Source organism: Rhodococcus sp. UFZ-B548 (assembly GCF_903819475.1).
Lineage (GTDB): Bacteria > Actinomycetota > Actinomycetes > Mycobacteriales > Mycobacteriaceae > Rhodococcus_F > Rhodococcus_F erythropolis.
In genome coordinates this window covers 25,261-44,256 of sequence record NZ_CAIJDS010000050.1, presented here as the reverse complement: position 1 = coordinate 44,256, position 18,996 = coordinate 25,261, and the positions used below count along the sequence as shown (strand labels likewise).

Sequence of the window (18,996 nt, the reverse complement as noted above, 5' to 3'; positions counted from 1 at the left end):
GGAAGTGCATGCAGGCACAGTCTCGGTGGTTCCTGCTCTTCCTGGTTGTGATCGGTCTTCTCGTCGTGGCGATCTGGCCTCGATCAACGTCAACCGAGACCCATTCCTCGACCCGGCCTCAAGTGCCTCCGGCCGCCCAGGCAGATGAAGATCGCGTCGACTCGGGGTTTTCCTCGAAGTCCGCGGCAGCAGCGGTTCCCTGTCCTGTGGCCCCGGCAGTACCGCCCGCTGGAGGAGAACTCCTGGGAATCAAAGCGACGTGTCTTGGCGAGAATACTGTGGTCGACCTCGGTGCAGCGCTGTCCGGGGAGCCGACCCTGATCAACCTCTGGGCCTCGTGGTGCGGGCCGTGCCGATCGGAAATCCCGGTCCTGAATGACTATGCAGGTACTCCGGGCTCCATCCGAGTAGTCGGGATCAACGTCCAGGACGACATGTCCACAGCACTAGCGCTTCTCACCGCTGCAGGCGTGCACTATCCCTCGTTCGCTGCGGTCGACGACATCGGAATTGCGCTATCGGCGCCGCCAGTTCTGCCGCTGAGCTTTCTCGTCCAACGTGACGGGTCCGTCGAACAGATTACAACCCCCATGGTTTTCGAAAACACTGACCAAATACGCTCCGCTGTAAGTGAGTTGATGAAATGAATGCCCCCGCACTCCCTCGCAAATCGAGACAACGCGTACTCGGAAAACCGACCCGCATCCTCCCACTGGTCGCTATTCTCACTGCGATCGTCGTCGCCGCGAGTGGATGTGCAACCGGCACCGATGCAGTCGCTTCGGGTGCGAATTTCGATTTCGTGTCACCGGGAGGACAAACCGATATTTTGTACGACCCGCCCGAATCGCGAAACATGATCGGTGTATTGGCCGGACCTGACCTCATGGCCGACGGTAGCGATATTTCACTCACTGATTACGCCGGTCAGGTCGTCGTGATCAATCTGTGGGGGCAATGGTGCGCCCCGTGCCGGTCCGAGGCCGACGATCTCGAGCGCGCGTACGAAGCAACCGAAAGTCTCGGTGTTCAGTTTCTCGGGATCAACGTTCGAGATCCTCAACGAGACAAGGCCCAGGACTTCGTCGTCGACAACAACGTCAGCTACCCCTCGATCTACGACCCGTCGATGAGAACTTTGACAGCGCTCGGCGGAAACTATCCGACAAGCGTGATTCCCTCCACCTTGGTGTTGGATCGCAGACAGCGCGTCGCCGCTGTGTTTCTTCGCGCACTTCTCACCGAGGATCTGCAACCGGTCATCGAGCGCGTGGCGGCCGAGCGGTGAACGAACTCGCCCAAGGTGTCGGCTCCAGCTTCCAGACCGCCGCCGCGAGCGGCCCGTTACTGCTCGCCGTAGCAGCGTGCATTCTGGCCGGTCTGGTGTCGTTCGCATCGCCGTGTGTGGTGCCGCTCGTTCCCGGATATCTGTCGTATCTGGCCGGCATTTCCGGAGCTGATTCTCCAGCGGTGACCCGTGGCGACGAGACCTCGGAACCTGCAGGCAGATGGCGGGTTACCGGCGCGGCAACGATGTTCGTTGCCGGATTCACCGTGGTGTTCGTTCTCGCCACCGCGTCGGTGTTCGGGGTGATCGGAACCCTGCGCATCAACGAAGACCTGCTCCAACGGGTGGGTGGTGTGATCACCATCGTGATGGGGTTGACCTTCATCGGCTTGATTCCTGCCTTGCAGAAAGACACACGGTTCGCCCCGCGGCGTATCTCCTCCCTTGCCGGCGCGCCCTTGTTGGGGGGCGTGTTCGCGTTGGGTTGGACACCATGTCTCGGCCCCACCCTCGCCGGAGTTATTTCGGTGGCGGCCGGAACTGAAGGCACGACAGCAGCGCGGGGCGTGATACTGATTGTCGCCTACTGTCTGGGATTGGGACTGCCGTTCATCGTGCTTGCGTTCGGGTCGGCGAAAGCTCTCCGCGGCGTCGGGTGGCTCAAACGCCATTCACGGACGATTCAGATCGTCGGCGGAATAATGCTCGTCGCTGTCGGGCTCGCACTGGTCACCGGCGTGTGGGGCATGTTCGTCGGCTGGTTACGCAACGAATTCGTCAGTTCGGTCGTGCTGCCGATATGACAGATAACGCCACCGCGGGAGGTCGCATCCGCCGCCTACCGAGACTGATTATCCGAGAAAGCGTTCGACTACTGCGCCACAATTGGCGCCGGTTGACGTCGATGAGCACCGCGCTCGTGCTCCTGTTCCTCTTGGCACTCGCAGCACTTCCCGGTGCTATGTTGCCTCAGCGAAATCTCAACGTACAGAAAGTTTCCCAGTACATCGCGGCGCAGCCAACCCTCGGCCCGCTATTCGACAAGCTGGAGTTGTTCGACGTCTTTTCCAGCTTCTGGTTCACTGCGATCTACGTCCTGCTGTTTCTCTCTCTCATCGGCTGTCTTGTTCCACGCCTGCAGGCGCATCTCGGCGCACTCAGGAGCCAACCTGTACGAGCACCTCGGAATCTGTCCAGGTTGCCGCACCATTTCCACGGCGTAGTTGACATCTCGCATGACGAGGCCCTCACCAGAGTGCGGCAGTCGCTCAAGGGCTGGCGGGTAGCCGTCAGGTCCGAAAAGGATTCCGAGGTATCGGTTTCCGCGGAAAAGGGGTATCTGCGTGAGGCCGGGAATCTGGTGTTCCACTTCTCGCTGATCGGGTTGCTCGTCACCGTCGCGATCGGCAAGTTGGTGGGGTACGAGGGTTCGGTGATCGTCATTGCCGACGGCGGCCCCGGTTTCTGTAATACGTCACCTGCCGTGTACGACTCGTTCCGCGCGGGAAGTGCTACTGACGGCACGGGTCTCGCGCCCTTTTGCATCAAGGTCAACGACTTTTCCGCAGATTATCTCGATACTGGTCAGGCCGAAATGTTCACCTCCAACATTTCGTATCAGAGCGGGCAGGATATCGCGACCAATACCTGGAAAGACTATCGTCTTCGGGTCAACGAACCGCTGCGTACCGACGGTGCCCGTGTTTATCTGACCGGCCATGGGTACGCGCCGCAGTTCACCGTCACTTTTCCCGACGGACAGTCCCGTACCGAGACGATGCAGTTTCAACCGGACGATGCGGTCACGTTCCTGAGCAGTGGGGCGTTGCGGTTCGATCCGCCAGGTGGATCGTTTCCGAATCCGGACGAGCGCCGGAAGAATCAGATCGCCATCGAGGGACTCTTCGCGCCGACCGCTTCCTTCAGCGGGACGCTTCTGACTTCGTCGTTTCCCGATGCGCGTGACCCTGCGGTCGCGATCGACATCTACAAGGGCGATACGGGTCTGGACACCGGCATCCCGCAATCGATCTTCTCGTTGAACAAGGAAATGATCAACCAAGGAAGGCTGGTCAAACAAGATCGTGTGAACCTCCGCCCTGGAGAGACGCGGACTCTCACCGATGGAACACAGGTTCGGTTCGACGGCGCCAAGGAATTCGCCAATCTGCAGGTGTCGTACGACCCTGCGCAACAGTGGGTTCTCGTCTTTGCGATCACGATGATGCTCGGACTTCTGATCTCGCTCGTGATCAGGAGGCGGCGAGTGTGGATCCGCCTACGCCCGGGGACGGGACCGGAGCAGGCTGATCTCGAACTCGGTGGACTCGCGCGGACCGATCATGCCGGCTGGGGCGGCGAATTCGACGATCTCTGTGAGAAATTGTTGACTGACCAGCGCAGTTCTCCTTCTACGAGAGCGGGCCTGTGAGGGTCCTTTCGGTCGACCGTGCGATCACTGCCGACAGTGAATTAGATGCATGCCTGAAGAGTGGTCGCCCCAAACGGCACCACGGTGGGATCGCTTTGCGTCTCGCTCTTTCGGTGGGCGCTGGGTGGCTGCTGTTTCTCAGCTTTCCGCCGCGCACGCTGTGGTTTCTCGCCCCTGTAGCCATCGCCCTGCTGACCGTCGTTCTCCAGGGGCGCAGTCTCCGTGCGGGTTTCGGATTCGGCTATGCCGCGGGACTGGGATTCTTCGTTCCCTTGCTGCCATGGGTCGGAGCGTACGTGGGTGCAACGCCTTGGTTGGCGTTGGCGGCGATTGAAGCGCTCGCGTTCGGAGTGTTCGGCGTACTGGCGGTGGCCGTCGGCCACGCTCCGCTTTCCCCGGTGTGGATTGCGGGTGCATGGGTCACCGCAGAAGCACTTCGTAGCCGAGTTCCGTTCGGCGGTTTCCCGTGGGGGCGTTTGGCCTTCGGGCAGGCAGACGGCCCGCTGCTGCCGTTGGCTTCGATCGCGGGGGCGCCAGGTCTTTCCTTCGTGACTGCACTGATCGGAACACTCATCGCCTGGTCACTGGCTGGGCCCTTGAATGTTCGATGGCAAGCATTGGCGAAAGGTGGCGCTTGCATCGTCCTCATCTTTGTGAGTGCATTGGTGACCGGTTCTCCCGGTGCCGCCCCTGACGAGGTCGTCACTGCGACCGTCGTTCAGGGCAACGTGCCGCGACTCGGCCTCGATTTCAACGCCCAACGCCGAGCTGTGCTCGACAATCATGTTGCCCGCACCGAACAACTCGCAGCTGAGGTCACAGCGGGCCGAGCAGCCCGGCCACGACTTGTCATCTGGCCCGAAAACGCTTCGGATATAGATCCTTTGACGAATCGGGATGCGGCGGATCGACTGGACCGAGCAGCCCGTTCTATCGGCGCCCCGATCCTGGTCGGTACGGTCCTGCAGGGCGAGCCAGGAACATCGATCAACAGTGCCATGGTCTGGGATCCGACGGACGGCCCTGGGCAGCAACACATCAAGCGGCAGCTTGTGCCCTTCGGGGAGTACCTGCCGCTCCGATCGATCGTTAGTGCGGTGTCGTCATATGCCGATTCTGCGGGCAATTTCGTTGCCGGGAACGGGAACGGCGTCGTCGACCTCAACGGAATTCAGGTAGCTGTTGCCACGTGTTACGAGGTGGCCTTCGACGATCTGGTGACCGAGTCCGTCAAGGCAGGAGCCACCGTCATCGCGGTTCCCACCAACAACGCGACCTTCGGCCGGACCGAGATGACCTTTCAGCAGCTGGCCATGTCGCGGGTGCGGGCGGTCGAACACGGCCGCAGTGTGCTGATCGCAGCAACCAGCGGTGTCAGCGCAATCATCACGCCAGCGGGTGTGGTGCGTCAACAGAGCGAGATCTTCACAGCACAAGCATTGACCGACGAGATCGCCGTTCGCTCCGATCTCACGTTGGCAACACGTGTGGGTTCGATTCCGGAACTCGCGTTGTCTGCGATCGTGCTTTCTCTCGCCGCTTCGGCACTCTTCAGAGGCATGTACCGGGTTCGGCGGGGTGAAAGAACGAGAACATGAATTACTATGCATGATAGTAATTCAGTGTCGGTGCCAGTGCACAAGCGAAACGAGTTCACCAATGACGATTTGTACGGCGGCAATGAACCTGCCCGAACGTGGTACAACGCGATGGGACCGATCGCGAGCAACTTCGGACCCATCACGCTACCCCCGCTGGACCAGAAATATGTTCGCGGTTCGGCCGGGGATCAGGTACCCGACGTGGTCGGGATGACCGAGTCCGCCGCAACATCTCTGTTGCAGAACGCCGGGTTCAAAGTGACGGTCTCCCTCACGTCAAGTCTGAGCGCGAGAGGGACAGCAACCGCGACAGCTCCGTCGGGAGCGGCACTTCCGGGCTCCACCATCACCCTGTACATAAGTGACGGATCCTCGACACCGAGCACCACCACGACGAGCCCATCACCGTCAGATACCCCAGGCCCACGATAAGCCCGGGTGCGCCACCATGATGCTTCGGCGATCCCCACCCGGTGGGGACTGCCACCGCACGCGCTCATCATGAACTCGATTCCCGTCGAGGACCTCGGATCCCGGTTGTGGCGAGCAGAAATCGCTCCGGAATACGGAACATGCGGAGTGCTTCCCTATGTGCCGCCCGCTCCCGCATTCAAAAAACATGATTCGATCGTAACTACATTCTAAGTAAATGACTTTCGATAAAACGGCATCGAAATTCCGCCCCACCGACTAGTAGATCGTTTCGGACATCAGATGGGAGGGTCCTCACGAATTCACGAGCCGTCTGATCGCCTCGGCGGCCTCCCTGATCTTGGCGTCGGATTCGGCGCCCCCTCTTGCGGCGGCATCGACGACACAATGACTGAGATGGTCTTCGAGCAATTCCATAGCTACTGCATGCAGCGCTTTTTTCATCGCCGATATTTGGGTAAGGATGTCAATGCAGCACCTTTCTTCTTCAACCATTCGCTGCAGCCCTCGCGACTGACCCTCAATACGCTTGAGGCGTTTGAGGTACAAGTCCTTTGCGCTGATGTATCCGTGGGTCGCATAGTCACGACGGCCTGGACCAACCGGATTAGTTGTGCCCACGAGATTCCCCTGGTCTCGTCGCCCGTAGTGGGCCAGACGCGAAATCACGTCGTCTCCATGGTGGGCGACAATCGATTGGACCTGCCCTGGCTACGGTGTAGTGCAGCAGTGGCACACACGAAGGCACGTTGAGCAGCATCCCGTCTGTATGGGCGCTTCGCCAACTGCAAGATCTCCGGGTAAGTGACCACACGAGAAGAACTCTCAATCATTCCTGCCACCAGGGCTAGGCAGTACCGCTGCACCCGCCCTGTGTTCAAACTTCCTGCCCACCGCCGGTTGCGCCACCAATGACGCGATGCGCCGTCATCCCGTCGACCCGTGCGTGGGACCAGACCAATTGCACCTCCCTGCCGTATCAGATCAGGGGCTTCGACGGCGAGCATTTCCCTTGCACTAGACCATTGCAGGGGGTGAATTCGCAGCCAGCCAACACCCTCATCTACTATGCATCTTAGTAGATAAGGTACCAGTCGCCCGGAAATGTTGCCATCCCTTCGAATACAGGACGAGACACCCAGATGCCCAATAGTCGTCGTGCGCGAACGTCCCCAATCGTGGGGCTCGTCGGCGCCGCTCTCATCGCCGTTTCTCTTGCGGCTTGTTCGACGCAGGGAAACGACGACAAGGCCGGCCAGTCCATCGTCCCGCCCATACCAGGGGTGGAGCTCACACCCGAACTTGACCATCTGCACGGGTTGCATATCAACGCCGATGGCACCATCTTGGCGGGTACGCATCGCGGACTGTTCGCGATCGGAGATTCGGGCGACACAGTGCGAGTGGGTGATTCCGACGACGATTTGATGGGGTTGGCGGGCGTGGCGGGCAGTGACACGCTCTTTTCCTCAGGGCACCCGGGACCGTCCAGTACCGCAGCCAACCCACTTGGCCTACGCACCAGCAACGACGGCGGCCGAACCTGGACGGATAGCTCGCTCGCGGGACAGGTCGACTTTCATTCTCTGGTTACAGATGGCACGACACTCGTCGGCTTCGACGGGGCCAGAGGTGTCACGGTGTCGAAGGATCAGGGAAAGTCGTGGGAATCCGGCGGTGCCCTGGGTGTGGCGTCCCTCGCTCTCACCGAGAGTGGGACATGGGCTGTCACCTCGTCAGGGCTGCAGTACAGCAGCGACGACGGGCGCACCTTCACAAAGTTCGCTGGAGCGCCGTCCATGGTGCTGATCGCGGGCTCCTCGGATGCACTGTGGGGGGTCGATCAAGATGGATTCGCCTGGCGGAGCAGGGAGGGAAAAGGCTGGGAGAAGCGCGCTAATGTCGGAGCAGTCGAAGCGTTGACTGCGGCGAGTTACGACAGCGCGTACGCGGCGACTTCTCAGTCTCTGTATGCCTTGAACTGACCTGAACATGTCGTTGTTCGTTCGAATGTTCCAGAGCATCACACTTGTGCTCGTTGCGGGAGTCCTTGTGGTTCTGGGCGCCGGCATCGCCAACGCTCACCCCACGCTGCTCTTTACCGAACCTGGCTCGGAGACTGCCGTTTCCGAGCCTCCGCAAGCCATCACCCTGATCTTCAACGAACAAGTCACCGCCGGGACCGATGCGATCAAAGTCCTGGACGGCGCAGGCCGTGAGAGCCCGATGGAGGCAGCAGAGTCGTCCAAAGGTGGCCGTGCAATCACTTCCCGGCTCTCGGATGCTCCGTCGCCGGGCACCTACACCGTCCGGTGGCAAGTGATCGGCGCAGATGGTGACCTCGTCGAGGAAGACTTTCGGTTTGCCGTCGGCCTCGCTTTGACCGACAGCGGCGGTGGCGGTGGCGACGACAGCGCCTCGACCTCGTGGACGGAAACCGTGCTCCGGTGGCTGCTGTTCGTCGGGTTCGCCCTCGCGCTCGGGACACTTGTCGCGGAGAGATTGTCGTCTGTACCGCACGCCGAGAACCCTTCGTTGAAGAAGTTGCGCACCTGGTTTCCGGCCGGCGCTTGTATTGCTTTGGTAGGTGTTGCAGGCCTTATGGTTTCGCTCGCCGCTTCGTCCAGCGTTGCTGCGCTATGGCAAGAACGTGCGGGCATCATCTTGCTCGTAGAGACGTGTGGGCTCATGTTGGCCTTGGCGCTGAAAGCCGCGGGGAGCACCAGACTTGCGAGCGCAGCCCTTCTGCTGGTCATTGCCGCCGAAGGGCTGCGCTCGCACGCAAACGTCGTCGCTCCCGGATGGGGCGCGTTTCTCACCGCCGTTCATCTCGCGGCAGCGGCAATCTGGGTCGGCGCTTTGCTCCACACGGTTCGCACTGCATTCGCGTGGCGGGGTCAGCATGCCCCGGTTCGGTGGGTCGTGGCCGGTTACACACGACTTGCGCTGTGGACCTTCATCGTCGTCGTGACCACCGGTACGATCTCGGCATTGTTGCTGATCCCCGTTGCCGCAATGTTTTCCACCCCGTACGGGCAACTTCTGACGGTCAAACTACTCTTCGTCATCGCCGCCTCGGGTGTGGCGATATCTGCACGGCGGACGATGCGCAGAACTGAACAAGTGGGCAAACTGCGCAATCAGATTCGTATCGAGAGCATCCTCCTGATCTCCGTGCTCGCCATCAGTGCTGCATTAGTCTCGACGGCGCCTGCCAATTCACCCGCCCAGCCGGGACCACCTGCAGCCATCGGTCCGGTTCTGCCGCTGGGAACATTGGCTGGACAGATTGGGGTGAGCGTCGCCGCCAGCGAAGGGCAGCTGGTGGTTCGACTGTCGACTCCGCGCCGCGTCGACTACTACGCTCAGGAACCGGACCAGGAATACACCTTGATCGGCGCACTGCGGGCGAGCGGGCAGAACACTTCCCTTCCCTTGCGCGGGTGCGGATCCGGATGCTTCGTGGCGCAAGCCGATTGGCCACTGGGTGAAAGCATGCTCACGCTCGAGGCCGCGGCGACAGGGTGGCTGGGCGGGACGGTCAGCATGTTAATTCCATGGCCTGTTCAGTCCGGGGACACCGATCTCGCTCGAGCCGTAGATATCACCCGCACTCAGAAGAATCTGACCTTTTACGAATCGGTGACCAGTGATGCCGCAAACGTCGGACCCGAACCTCAGCAACTAAGTCTGTCCAGCGAGTTCTTCCTCGCCCAGGAGCCGTATGCGGACGGGACTGCGCCCATCGCGGTGCGCTTACCCAGCGCCGGACGGCAACTCCGTCTGGCATTGGGCTATCCGGCTGCGGGTATGAACGTACTGCTCGACCTCGACCAAACTGGACGAATAGTTTCCGAAACACTAAGCGATGCAAAACATCTCATCACCCGCACCTTCGTCTACCCCGAAGTGAACTGATGGGGGAGAACTGACGAGATATTCACGTCCAGTGAACTGTCACCGTGCAATAGGAACGGAAGCTGCGATGATCTCCCCTTACTCGTTCATTCACCCCTGCCAGTTCTGTCGCACCCGCGCACTGGCCGCGCCCAGGCCTTCGAAATTCCTACGGCATACGCAGGGTGACGAACCGGTAGCGGTGGCTCTGGCCTGCAGTCTGTTCAACCACTCATCCCCTGCTGTCGCTTGTCTTGATCACCGCAACCTTCTGATTGCAGGTTCCACCGTCACCTCGCTGGTCCTGCCCGGCGCGCACGACACCACGCTGATCACCGCGACAGTCGTCATCGAGCGCGAAGACAAGGATCATACCGGCACGCGTGAGTGGAGGGTTGCACGTTCCCCTGTTGCCGCAGACGTGCATCGTGCACGACACCTTGCCCCTACACAACCAACTGTCGGCGCTGCGGATACGACAGACGCTCATAGCGGAACTACTGACCATCCGAGTCGACGGCCCCTCCCCAGAAGAATTTTTTGCACAACAACACATTCCAGGAGAAAAATATGATGCTTACACGTGCTGTTTCCACACGTATCGCAGTCTCAGCGGGGTCTGCCGCCGGTCTGATGCTGATCGCCGGCTGCGGCGGCCATGACATGAGCCAAATGTCGAGCAACGACAGCGGAAACATGTCCAACTCCTCCGCGGCCTCGCAGCCCAACGGCGCCAACAGCGCGGATATGCAGTTCGTCGCGATGATGTATCCACATCACGCACAGGCCGTCGAGATTGCAAAGATGGTTGACAGTCGCACCACCAATCCTCGAATACTCGAACTCGCCGCTTCGATCCAAACCGCTCGCGGGCCCGAAATGGATCAGATTGCAGCGCTCATCGAACAATGGGGTCAACCTACGTCCGACGCCACCTCCCCTGTGGACTCCATGGATGGAATGGACCACGGCGGGGTTGATTCAGGAATGATGTCCCAGCAGCAGATCGCTCAATTGGAGGGGCTGCGCGATGGGGACTTCGACACCGCGTGGCTGAAGATGATGATCGAACATCACTCCGGCGCGATCGCGACGGCCCAATCGGAACTATCCGATGGCGACAACGCCGACGCCAAGCAATTGGCTACCGATATCATCGCCGCACAGCAGTCCGAGATCACCGCGATGCAAGCACTTTTGCAACAGAACTGATCCGGAAACTGGCGAGTGGCTAGGCCTGTCCGTCGAAGCCTCTCTTCTCGTTGTCCGCTCTGATCTTCCATCTGATTACTTGCGTCCCTTGCGAATCACTGTCTTCGTCGGCGCTCCCCACCCACTGACGTGAAGGAACAATTATGGCCTCAACACGGCATACAGGGTTAGTCGTCCTTGTCCTTATGGTCGCAACGCTGACAGGATGCACCTCCACAGCACCGCAGTCCGCACCGAGTGACACGGGTGCGCCCGCCGAGAACGACTCTCCTGTCTCCGCGCTGGTGATGACTCCTTCCGGGGGGACAGATACCGTCAACCCCCTTGATCCGGTCACGGTGGAATCTGTTGGCGGGAGGCTCGACTCGGTAGTGCTCACCGAAGTGGGCGGGGCTGTGGTCGATGGCATCTTCACCCCTGACCGGCAGGTGTGGAAACCCGGCGCGTCCTTGGACTACGGGAAGACCTACACGATGACAGCGTCAGCCACCCAAAACGATGGCTCACGTCTCGATCAGTCCAGCACCTTCTCCACAGTCAAGCCGCGGAACCTGACCAAACCATCCTTCGTGACGGCCGGGGGTAACCTCCTCACAGATGGTGGCACTTTCGGGGTAGGGATCGTTATTGTCACGCATTTCGACGAGCCGATCCTCGATCGTGCAGCGGCGGAGAAAAGCCTGACTGTGCAAACGTCGGTGCCGCTCGAAGGCTCGTGGTACTGGGTGGATGACCAGAATGTTCACTGGCGACCTCGTGCGTACTATCCCCCCGGCACCGAGGTCACGGTCCGGGCTGCGGTCTTCGGCGTCCCGCTCGGTGGCGGACTGTTCGGACAGGAAGACGCCACGACTGCATTCACCATCGGCGACTCGCATATCGCCGTCGCCGACGATACGACCAAGCAAGTGACGGTCACGAGCAACGGCAAAACTGTGCGCACTATGCCGACATCGATGGGCATGGGAGGAACCGAGCTCGTCAACGGCCAAACGATCTCCTTCTGGACCCAACCAGGCATTTACACCGTCCTCGATCAGGCCAACCCCGTGATCATGGACTCGTCGACCTACGGACTTCCCGTCAATTCCCGGCTGGGGTACAAGGAAAAAATCAACTACGCCACCCGAATAAGCACCGACGGAATTTACCTTCACGAACTCGAAGACACAGTCTGGGCGCAAGGCAATACCAATGTTTCACACGGCTGCTTGAACCTCAGTCGCGCCAATGCTCAATGGTTCTATGATTTTTCGCTTCCCGGAGATGTCGTGGAGATACGCAATACCGGCGGCGCCCCTCTCGAATTGTGGCAGAACGGCGACTGGAGTGTGCCGTGGGACCGATGGTCGGAAGGCAGCGCGCTGTAAGACCTGTCGCCCTGCCGGCAAACGATGCTGAATCGCAAACAGAAGCTCCGCACCGACGGCGGGAATCGCGAGCATTTCCATGCGCTTGATGTCGTTGGCCATCGTGTCGTTGAGCGCGAGACGTTCTCCCGTAGTCGACGCGAAAGTGCTGGATAAACCTTTGACACTGTCAGAGCTGACAGGGGTTCGGCAGATCGTCGCTGGAGGAGGTCGCCAGACACCGCCGCCGTATCGGGGCGGCGACGGGAAGCAGAACAGATAGTATTTCTACAGGGCTCCGGTTCGCCGTCTCGGCAACCTCCAGCGTGCAGAGTCGACACGACACCCTCATCGAGCGGTCCCACATCACTGTGACCGACGAATCACCGACAGCGCTGGTTGGGCCCCGTACGAAAGCGACGGAGGTTGCAGGTTGGGCACTCACACGGTGCGGTGACGAATGCAGCTCTACGAGGAGGAAAAATGCAAGGTCTGGGAGAGCTCGAGGCGCTGGTGATGGATGTGCTGTGGCGCTCCACCGAACCGGTCCGTGTTCGCGACGTCATCGACGGCCTCGATGACGACCGTGAACCGGCGTATACGACGGTGATGACCGTCATGGACAATCTTCATCGCAAAGGTTGGGTGCATCGTCAGCGAAACGGGCGCGCGTACTGGTACGAAGCCACGCGAAGCCGCGAGGAAGCGGCAGCTGACGGGTTGCGCGCACTTCTCGAATCCACAGGAGACCCGACCGGGGTCCTGTTGCATTTTGTTCGCGGGACATCCGACGTCGAATCGAAGATCCTGGCGCGTGGATTGCGTGAACGAGGCAAGAAGTGACAGCCGTCCTCGCGTGGGCGGTCGGTGGCCTTCTCGTTGCCGCACTCTCCCCGCTGTTCCTCGGATCGATGATGCGTCGCGGCGTTGATCCGCATGTCGTCCTCGTCTTGTGGGGCGCTCTGGCACTCGGAACTGTAGTGAGTATCAGTGTCCCGGTGATCTTGAGCCTTTTACCCAGTCACGGGGGTGTCTCGTCGCTGATCGAATTCGCCCACAGCTGTTGGCTCGCCCTTCACGACGACGCGCCGGCCAGGCTCGAGACGGCGGTGGGTGTACTCGGCGGGTCAGCCCTGGTCATCGGGGCGGTGCGAGGCACCGTCCATCTGTTCAGCTTCTCCCGTACCCGCCGCGAGCTACACCAGCAGCACCTCGGGTTGCTGCGCATTCTGGGGGGTGCACGGTCCTCGTCACTGCTCTGGCTCCCGGTTTCTGTGCCCTTCGCCTACAGCATCGCTGGGCGCCCTGCGCTTGTCGTTGCCAGCGATGGATTGAGAGATCAACTCGACACCGAGGCTCTGGCTGCAGTGCTCGCGCATGAACGGGCACACATCACGGGCCGTCACCATCTGCTCGTCAGTGCAGCGCAAACGCTCGCCTACGCGTTCCCGTGGCTTCCGATCATGCGATCTTCGCCCCCATTGGTCCGTGCGTTGGTGGAAATCGAAGCCGACTCCCGAGCCGTTCGTCAGCATGGGCGCGAATCCGTGCACCGCGCACTCTGCAGTATGACACCTCACGAGGTGCCCGTGGCGGCTCTGGGAATAGCGCAGGATTGCCTGGCGTTGCGACTTGATCGTCTGTCCTCCCACCGCACCCACCACCCGGCGCCCATTCGCTACCTCCGCACCCTTGCTGCCTGCGGAACGGCGATCGTCCTACCTGCGGCGCCTCTTCTGGCGCTACTGGGTGCGATGGCGATGGCTTCATGCGCAGCAGGTGCTTGAAACAGTGCGAAACCGGGTCGTGGACGAACAAGGAGTCCGGCCCGCAGGGGGCCAGTGCTCAAGGCCGGTTCACCCCCTCCTCGAACTGAACCGGCCTCATGCACCGAACGCGGCGCCAATCGAATTGGCCAGATCCCGCGCGAAACTTGATTCGTGGCCATCCCAATTTTCGTGAGACTCACCTTCTGCGCACGTGGCATCGGCAGAAAAGCGCAAAAGGCTACTACTCTGGGTCACGATCACACCACGCCCAGCAGAATCGTCGCGACGATGACAATTCCGCATGCCGCGCTGGTCAGAAGCCGCCCGCGCCGTGTATGAGGGTCCGCACGATAGGGGAACAACCCTTGACGGACCCACGTGTAGATAGCCGCGGCGACAACGAATACTGCTCCGTCATAGGGCGTTTCGGTGCCGTAGAGGACGAAAATCAGTGTCGCGAGGCCGATGATCAAGCCTGCGAACGCTTCGATCAGTTGCACGGGGATTCGGCGCACCGCGAGAGTCCGGTCCGAAGCCCACATTCCCCATCTCGACCTGGTAGGTCGACCCGAACAGCATCCTGTCAAAAAGCATCCCGGGCGCCCGATCGCAATCCCGAGAAACAACCCGGGCGTTGTCATGTCCAGTAACACACCGACGCCCAGACCGAAGGCTGCTCCGCCGAGCACCAATACCGCGAGCGACACCACCAAAAATCCTTGTATGCATGCGCCGGCAGAGACGAATTTTCGAAGGCTCTGGCGGTGAAGTGCCAAGTACCAGAGCTTCGCACCCACGTAGCCGAGAAGGCAGCCGAGGATCGAAATGAGAACTGCCGCAGTGGCGTTCTCGCTCATACGGGTCAAGAGCAGTGCCTGCATGACGATGGCGAACACTGCACCCAAACCGACCAACAGCGGCCACGTCCAGAGTCGCACGCCGGGCCCGTGCACCAATGGCGCTGCGGTAGTCCAGGCCGTGGCGGTCTGCGGAGCTGCGATGTCGAACTGCCCGGTGGTGTCGTCCGGAGTTTCGATGCGCTCGGCACTGACAGTCCAACTACCAGTGGCGATTCCGCGGATTCTCGCAGTCACCGCGAAGCGTTCCCCCGCTGGAACACCGTTGACGTGGGTGACCCTCTCGAAACGTTCCGGTTCGCTGCCCGGGCTGTTGCGGGCTCCTCGGAACAGAATCGACAGATCGGAAGTAACCTCGGGCGATTCTCCCCAGTACGTTGCTGCGAGCCCCTGTGGTTCTATCTGCGTGAACGCTTCAGCGCACCCACCGCCGGGCGCAGCGAGTTCCGTTGCAGCGGTCGACTCGTCGTCACCCAATGGCCGGGCAACGCGTTCAGTGCCCGATGGCTTGGTGGGCATCGCCTTTTCGGCGATGGCCGGCGCCGGCGGTGCTTGAGCCAAGGCCGAGGCTGGCGTCGGCGCTGCTTTACTCAGATACGCCGCTGCGGCCGCTGCGGCCAGTTCTTCCACGGCACTACCGGCCGGACTGGGCCTAGCACGGGGTGTTGTGCCGACTTCGTCGTGCGGTCGTGAAGTGGGGTTCCGCTTCGGTGACGTGGCGCGTCGGGCTCGACTCTGCGTCGTAGACCGCTGTTTCGCGCGGGTTTTGGTTGATTTTTTGCTCACCGTCGCCCCAATCTCTCGGTTGGCGCGGATGCCCACCGAACTACTAAGGTCGATAGTAGCTGAACTACGAACCTGGATAGTAGGTAGAGGTCGAGCGCGAACGCGCGGGTGGGCACTGCGGCGAGACGAGGCGCTTCGAGGCCGAGCCGAGGAATATGGGAATTCCATGGTGCCGCAACGATCTTGGGCACACTCAAGAAGGACCTGGAAAGGACATCGAACGTCAACCGGCAATCGCGCGGACAGTGTAGTAGTTTGCGAGACTGGATAGGCTCCTTGTTCACCATGTTCGGAGACCGGGCACGGACTACTGGGTACGACTGCGGCAGACCCGGCGGCTGATGCGGGACTGGGCGTAGGGATCGCACTACGTTGCAGCAAGGGTGTGCAAAGTATCGAAGCGAACAATCACATCTAAGGGATCTGCAAAATGGAAGCTGACGCGATGCGCAACCACCGCCTGGTGGATTTGCCGACCAATGGCGCGGTGTTCGAAACCTCTCGGCCGGTACGGACGGGAGATATCGACGTCTCCGGGACGGTGCGACTCGATGGCGTTGCACGTTATCTGCAGGACATCGGTTTCGACGATCTCGATGCGAGCGGCGCAGCGGCTGCCCACCCGGTGTGGGTCGTGCGCCGCACAGTCATCGATGTCATTCGTCCGGTCAGCTGGCCGGCTCGTGTGCGCATGCGCAGATGGTGCTCGGGGTTGTCGAGCAGGTGGTGCACGATGCGTGTCCGCATCGAATCCGACGGCGGCGGCTTGATCGAGACCGAAGGATTCTGGATAAATCTCAATCCGGTCAACGGGATGCCTTCCAGGATCGAAGAGAGTTTCATGGCCGGACTCGGTTCGACCGCCAACGATCACCGATTGAAGTGGAAACCCTGGCACACCGCTCATCCGGGCGATGGGGAGGAAACGACATTCGTCTTACGATCGAGCGATATCGATCCGTTCAACCACGTCAACAACGCCACGTATTGGCAGCCTGTCGAAGACCTGATCAGAGATTGGGCCGGACCCCGAAATCCACTCCCCTACCGAGCGATTCTCGAATATCGCTCTCCCATCACCGCGGGAAACGACGTGACCGTGCGGTATCACAGTTCAGGGGAGAGCCTGAGTAGTTGGTTCCTGGTCTCGGGTTCGGTGTGCGCGAGTGCCTACGTCACAGCGATCGAAGTGTAAGTCCCCGGGCCGGGTCACCTCTGCGCTCTGGTCTCTTGAATCGTCATTGATCGGTTCACCTCACGAGTTCTTGACCAGGTGTGCCGGTAGCGGCGGGGTGAGTGGGTGTTCCCGGAGCGTTTCCATTACCTCGAATGTCGCGTCGAATGTCACGCATCGACAGTTCCCCGGCAGTCGATGTGCCGCCCTTTCGGACGATGTACTGGCAACGCGATAACGAAGGTGGTGCCTTGCCCGGCTCCGTCACTCGCGGCGGTGATCTGTCCACCGTGTGCTTCGACGAGTGCTTTCGCGATGGACAGTCCGATCCCTGCCCCTCCGTGAGCACGATCGCGTGCTGCGTCGGCGCGATAGAAACGCTCGAACAGATAGGGGAGGTGCTCGGCGGCGACTCCATCGCCTTCGTCGGTGAGTGTGAGGATGAACCGATCCCCTTTCACCCGTCCCCGCACCTTCACTGTGCTCTGTGATCGACTGTGGCGCAGTGCGTTGTCGAGCAGATTGCTCAACACTTGCCCTATGCGCTCCGGGTCCAGCCACACCGACGGCAGATTTCCGGGGACGTCCACGCTCAGAATGACTGCTTTCGTGTCGTATCGTTCTTCGTGCGCCGCTACCGCTGAGCTCACCAGTACCTCAGGTCTGGTCCATGTCGGTTCGATTGCAGCTCGATTCGTCTCGGCATCGGACAGCGCCGAGACGTCGCCGGAAAACCGTGCCAGACGTCGGGTCTGATCTCTGAGCATCGCAATGGTGTGATCATCGAGAGCTTCCACTCCGTCTTCGAGCGCTTCCATGAATGCTTCGAGAACAGCTACCGGCGTCCGGATCTCGTGCGCGAGATCTGCCAGCAACCGTCGACGCATCGACTCGGCAGACTCGAGACGGACCGCCATTTCGTTGAAGGCCGTCGCAAGTGCGTCGAAGTCGTCACCGAGCTGCGGCGGCGGGACTCTGGCCGCGTAGTTTCCCGCCGAGACTGCCGTGGCGGCAGTTGACACCGCAGTCACCGACCGCTGCAGCCGACGACTGAGATACCAGGTCACAGCCAGCGCGCACAACGCAGCTGCGCCGATCGCCACGGACAACGAGACCGCAGTTGCCGAGCGATATGCCTGCTCGGCATGCATTTGCTCCTCAGACATCGGAGGCACGCCCGCGCGGCGCAGATGCTCGCGGAACAAACTCGGACCGACAGTGACTGCAACGACCCATGAGGTGGCCGCTCCTGCCACCAAGACCAGCGTTTGGGCCATCAACAAACGCACGCCGACACCGAGTCCTCGGCGGGTACGCCCCTGATGAGACGAAAGTTCTTCCAGGGTAGTCATTTTCCGGAACCCATTCGGTACCCGATGCCGCGCACGGTATTGACATACAAAGGCGCGGCGGGATCATCGCCGAGTTTGCGGCGCAGATGACCGATATGAACATCGACAAGATGTTCGTTCCCCGTCCACGCAGGACCCCACACTGCTTCGATCAGTTGCCGACGGCTGAACGCCATCCCCGGCCGAGCGGCCAATGCCGCCAACACGTCGAATTCCGTCCGAGTCAGCAGAACCGGTTTCTCGGCGACCGAGACCTCTCGCCCGGCAACGTCGATCCTGAGCACCCCGAACGTCATTGGCGGACTCTCCTCGTCTCGGGTTACCGCTCTCGCAGTTGTACCGTGCGCGACTCCGCTGCGGGGTCTGCGCATCATCGCGCGGATCCTCGCTACCAACTCTCGGGGGCTGAACGGCTTGCTCATGTAATCATCGGCACCGACAGAAAGCCCGACGATGGTGTCCACTTCCTCACTGCGAGCAGTCAGCATCACCACGTATGCATCCGAAAATGTACGAAGTTCCCGGCATACCTCGATGCCGTCGATACCGGGCAACCCGAGATCGAGGACCACCACATCAGGATCGACCTCACGTGCCAGGGCGAGAGCGTCGAAACCGTTGTAGGCCACACTCACCTCGAATGACTCTCGTTCGAGGTAACTCGAGATGATCGAGGCCAGTGGGCGTTCGTCATCGACGACCAGTGCCCGAAAACCTGCGTACCCGTCGGTTGACCGTGTTGACGTACTGTCCATGCCACCATCGTGGACTCCTCAGCCGCCGCTGCGCACGCGATACACGGTATGCGGTCACCTCTTCAGCGAATCTTCATAGAAAGCACACCAATC

Annotated in this window: 17 protein-coding genes; 13 read left to right on the top strand and 4 right to left on the bottom strand. The window is 60.8% G+C overall.

The features are described from left to right. The first annotated feature begins 8 nt into the window (after nucleotides 1-8). The 6 genes from H7C86_RS29680 (at nucleotide 9) to H7C86_RS29655 (ending at nucleotide 5,752) form a co-directional block, all read left to right on the top strand. A complete protein-coding gene (locus tag H7C86_RS29680) occupies nucleotides 9-647 on the top strand; it encodes a TlpA disulfide reductase family protein (protein ID WP_182262743.1) in 639 nt (212 codons plus the stop codon). Next, a complete protein-coding gene (locus H7C86_RS29675) occupies nucleotides 644-1,288 on the top strand; it encodes a TlpA disulfide reductase family protein (protein WP_003944594.1) in 645 nt (214 codons plus the stop codon). The genes H7C86_RS29680 and H7C86_RS29675 overlap by 4 nt, the downstream gene beginning before the upstream one ends. Next, nucleotides 1,285-2,091 carry a cytochrome c biogenesis CcdA family protein gene (locus H7C86_RS29670; protein WP_003944619.1) on the top strand — a complete coding sequence of 269 codons (807 nt, stop codon included), beginning with the start codon at nucleotides 1,285-1,287 and terminating at the stop codon, nucleotides 2,089-2,091. Before H7C86_RS29675 ends, H7C86_RS29670 begins: the two co-directional genes overlap by 4 nt. Next, nucleotides 2,088-3,719 carry a cytochrome c biogenesis protein ResB gene (locus H7C86_RS29665; RefSeq protein WP_058228113.1) on the top strand — a complete coding sequence of 544 codons (1,632 nt, stop codon included), beginning with the start codon at nucleotides 2,088-2,090 and terminating at the stop codon, nucleotides 3,717-3,719. The genes H7C86_RS29670 and H7C86_RS29665 overlap by 4 nt, the downstream gene beginning before the upstream one ends. An 89-nt stretch (nucleotides 3,720-3,808) precedes the next feature. Next, nucleotides 3,809-5,317: an apolipoprotein N-acyltransferase gene (gene lnt / locus H7C86_RS29660; protein ID WP_231917504.1), complete on the top strand. Its 1,509-nt coding sequence runs from the start codon at nucleotides 3,809-3,811 to the stop codon at nucleotides 5,315-5,317. A gap of 24 nt (nucleotides 5,318-5,341) precedes the next feature. Continuing rightward, entirely contained in the window at nucleotides 5,342-5,752 is a 411-nt protein-coding gene (locus H7C86_RS29655; RefSeq protein WP_259349324.1) for a PASTA domain-containing protein, read from the top strand. A 294-nt stretch (nucleotides 5,753-6,046) separates the two neighbouring features. Here the strand turns inward: H7C86_RS29655 and H7C86_RS29650 are convergent, their stop codons facing one another. Next, nucleotides 6,047-6,373, bottom strand: a complete 327-nt coding sequence (locus H7C86_RS29650; protein ID WP_051720984.1) for a metal-sensitive transcriptional regulator — start codon at nucleotides 6,371-6,373, stop codon at nucleotides 6,047-6,049. 521 nt (nucleotides 6,374-6,894) lie between these two features. On the opposite strand from H7C86_RS29650, the gene H7C86_RS29645 reads away from it, so the two are divergent. The 6 genes from H7C86_RS29645 (at nucleotide 6,895) to H7C86_RS29620 (ending at nucleotide 13,997) form a co-directional block, all read left to right on the top strand. Then, nucleotides 6,895-7,737, top strand: a complete 843-nt coding sequence (locus tag H7C86_RS29645) for a F510_1955 family glycosylhydrolase (RefSeq protein WP_030537778.1) — start codon at nucleotides 6,895-6,897, stop codon at nucleotides 7,735-7,737. Nucleotides 7,738-7,744: 7 nt separating this feature from the next. Continuing rightward, nucleotides 7,745-9,670, top strand: a complete 1,926-nt coding sequence (locus tag H7C86_RS29640; protein ID WP_182262741.1) for a copper resistance protein CopC — start codon at nucleotides 7,745-7,747, stop codon at nucleotides 9,668-9,670. A gap of 519 nt (nucleotides 9,671-10,189) precedes the next feature. Further along, nucleotides 10,190-10,861, top strand: a complete 672-nt coding sequence (locus H7C86_RS29635) for a DUF305 domain-containing protein (protein ID WP_223304577.1) — start codon at nucleotides 10,190-10,192, stop codon at nucleotides 10,859-10,861. Between the two features lie 185 nt (nucleotides 10,862-11,046). Then, nucleotides 11,047-12,231, top strand: a complete 1,185-nt coding sequence (locus tag H7C86_RS29630; RefSeq protein ID WP_019747378.1) for an Ig-like domain-containing protein — start codon at nucleotides 11,047-11,049, stop codon at nucleotides 12,229-12,231. Nucleotides 12,232-12,693: 462 nt separating this feature from the next. Beyond that, a complete protein-coding gene (locus H7C86_RS29625) occupies nucleotides 12,694-13,053 on the top strand; it encodes a BlaI/MecI/CopY family transcriptional regulator (protein ID WP_019747377.1) in 360 nt (119 codons plus the stop codon). Further along, on the top strand, nucleotides 13,050-13,997 hold the full coding sequence (locus H7C86_RS29620; RefSeq protein WP_019747376.1) for a M56 family metallopeptidase: 948 nt from the start codon (nucleotides 13,050-13,052) through the stop codon (nucleotides 13,995-13,997). Before H7C86_RS29625 ends, H7C86_RS29620 begins: the two co-directional genes overlap by 4 nt. A 239-nt stretch (nucleotides 13,998-14,236) precedes the next feature. Here the strand turns inward: H7C86_RS29620 and H7C86_RS29615 are convergent, their stop codons facing one another. Beyond that, nucleotides 14,237-15,466, bottom strand: coding sequence for a prolipoprotein diacylglyceryl transferase family protein (locus tag H7C86_RS29615; RefSeq protein ID WP_051720982.1), 1,230 nt, complete (start codon nucleotides 15,464-15,466; stop codon nucleotides 14,237-14,239). A 586-nt stretch (nucleotides 15,467-16,052) separates the two neighbouring features. On the opposite strand from H7C86_RS29615, the gene H7C86_RS29610 reads away from it, so the two are divergent. Next, entirely contained in the window at nucleotides 16,053-16,817 is a 765-nt protein-coding gene (locus tag H7C86_RS29610) for an acyl-[acyl-carrier-protein] thioesterase (RefSeq protein ID WP_030537783.1), read from the top strand. Between the two features lie 149 nt (nucleotides 16,818-16,966). Here H7C86_RS29610 and H7C86_RS29605 read toward each other — a convergent pair whose 3' ends face one another. Further along, nucleotides 16,967-18,148, bottom strand: coding sequence for an ATP-binding protein (locus H7C86_RS29605; protein ID WP_030537784.1), 1,182 nt, complete (start codon nucleotides 18,146-18,148; stop codon nucleotides 16,967-16,969). Beyond that, the gene (locus tag H7C86_RS29600; RefSeq protein ID WP_030537785.1) at nucleotides 18,145-18,903 is read right to left on the bottom strand and encodes a response regulator transcription factor; all 759 of its coding nucleotides are present in this window, start codon (nucleotides 18,901-18,903) and stop codon (nucleotides 18,145-18,147) included. The genes H7C86_RS29605 and H7C86_RS29600 overlap by 4 nt, the downstream gene beginning before the upstream one ends. Nucleotides 18,904-18,996: the final 93 nt, after the last annotated feature.

Bases quoted from the DNA above. Each gene is read 5' to 3' on its own strand.
- H7C86_RS29680 (WP_182262743.1), top strand. From the start codon at position 9: ATGCAGGCACAGTCTCGGTGGTTCCTGCTCTTCCTGGTTGTGATCGGT.
- H7C86_RS29675 (WP_003944594.1), top strand. From the start codon at position 644: ATGAATGCCCCCGCACTCCCTCGCAAATCGAGACAACGCGTACTCGGA.
- H7C86_RS29665 (WP_058228113.1), top strand. From the start codon at position 2,088: ATGACAGATAACGCCACCGCGGGAGGTCGCATCCGCCGCCTACCGAGA.
- H7C86_RS29645 (WP_030537778.1), top strand. From the start codon at position 6,895: ATGCCCAATAGTCGTCGTGCGCGAACGTCCCCAATCGTGGGGCTCGTC.
- H7C86_RS29640 (WP_182262741.1), top strand. From the start codon at position 7,745: ATGTCGTTGTTCGTTCGAATGTTCCAGAGCATCACACTTGTGCTCGTT.
- H7C86_RS29630 (WP_019747378.1), top strand. From the start codon at position 11,047: ATGGTCGCAACGCTGACAGGATGCACCTCCACAGCACCGCAGTCCGCA.
- H7C86_RS29625 (WP_019747377.1), top strand. From the start codon at position 12,694: ATGCAAGGTCTGGGAGAGCTCGAGGCGCTGGTGATGGATGTGCTGTGG.
- H7C86_RS29610 (WP_030537783.1), top strand. From the start codon at position 16,053: ATGGAAGCTGACGCGATGCGCAACCACCGCCTGGTGGATTTGCCGACC.
- H7C86_RS29605 (WP_030537784.1), bottom strand. From the start codon at position 18,148: ATGACTACCCTGGAAGAACTTTCGTCTCATCAGGGGCGTACCCGCCGA.
- H7C86_RS29600 (WP_030537785.1), bottom strand. From the start codon at position 18,903: ATGGACAGTACGTCAACACGGTCAACCGACGGGTACGCAGGTTTTCGG.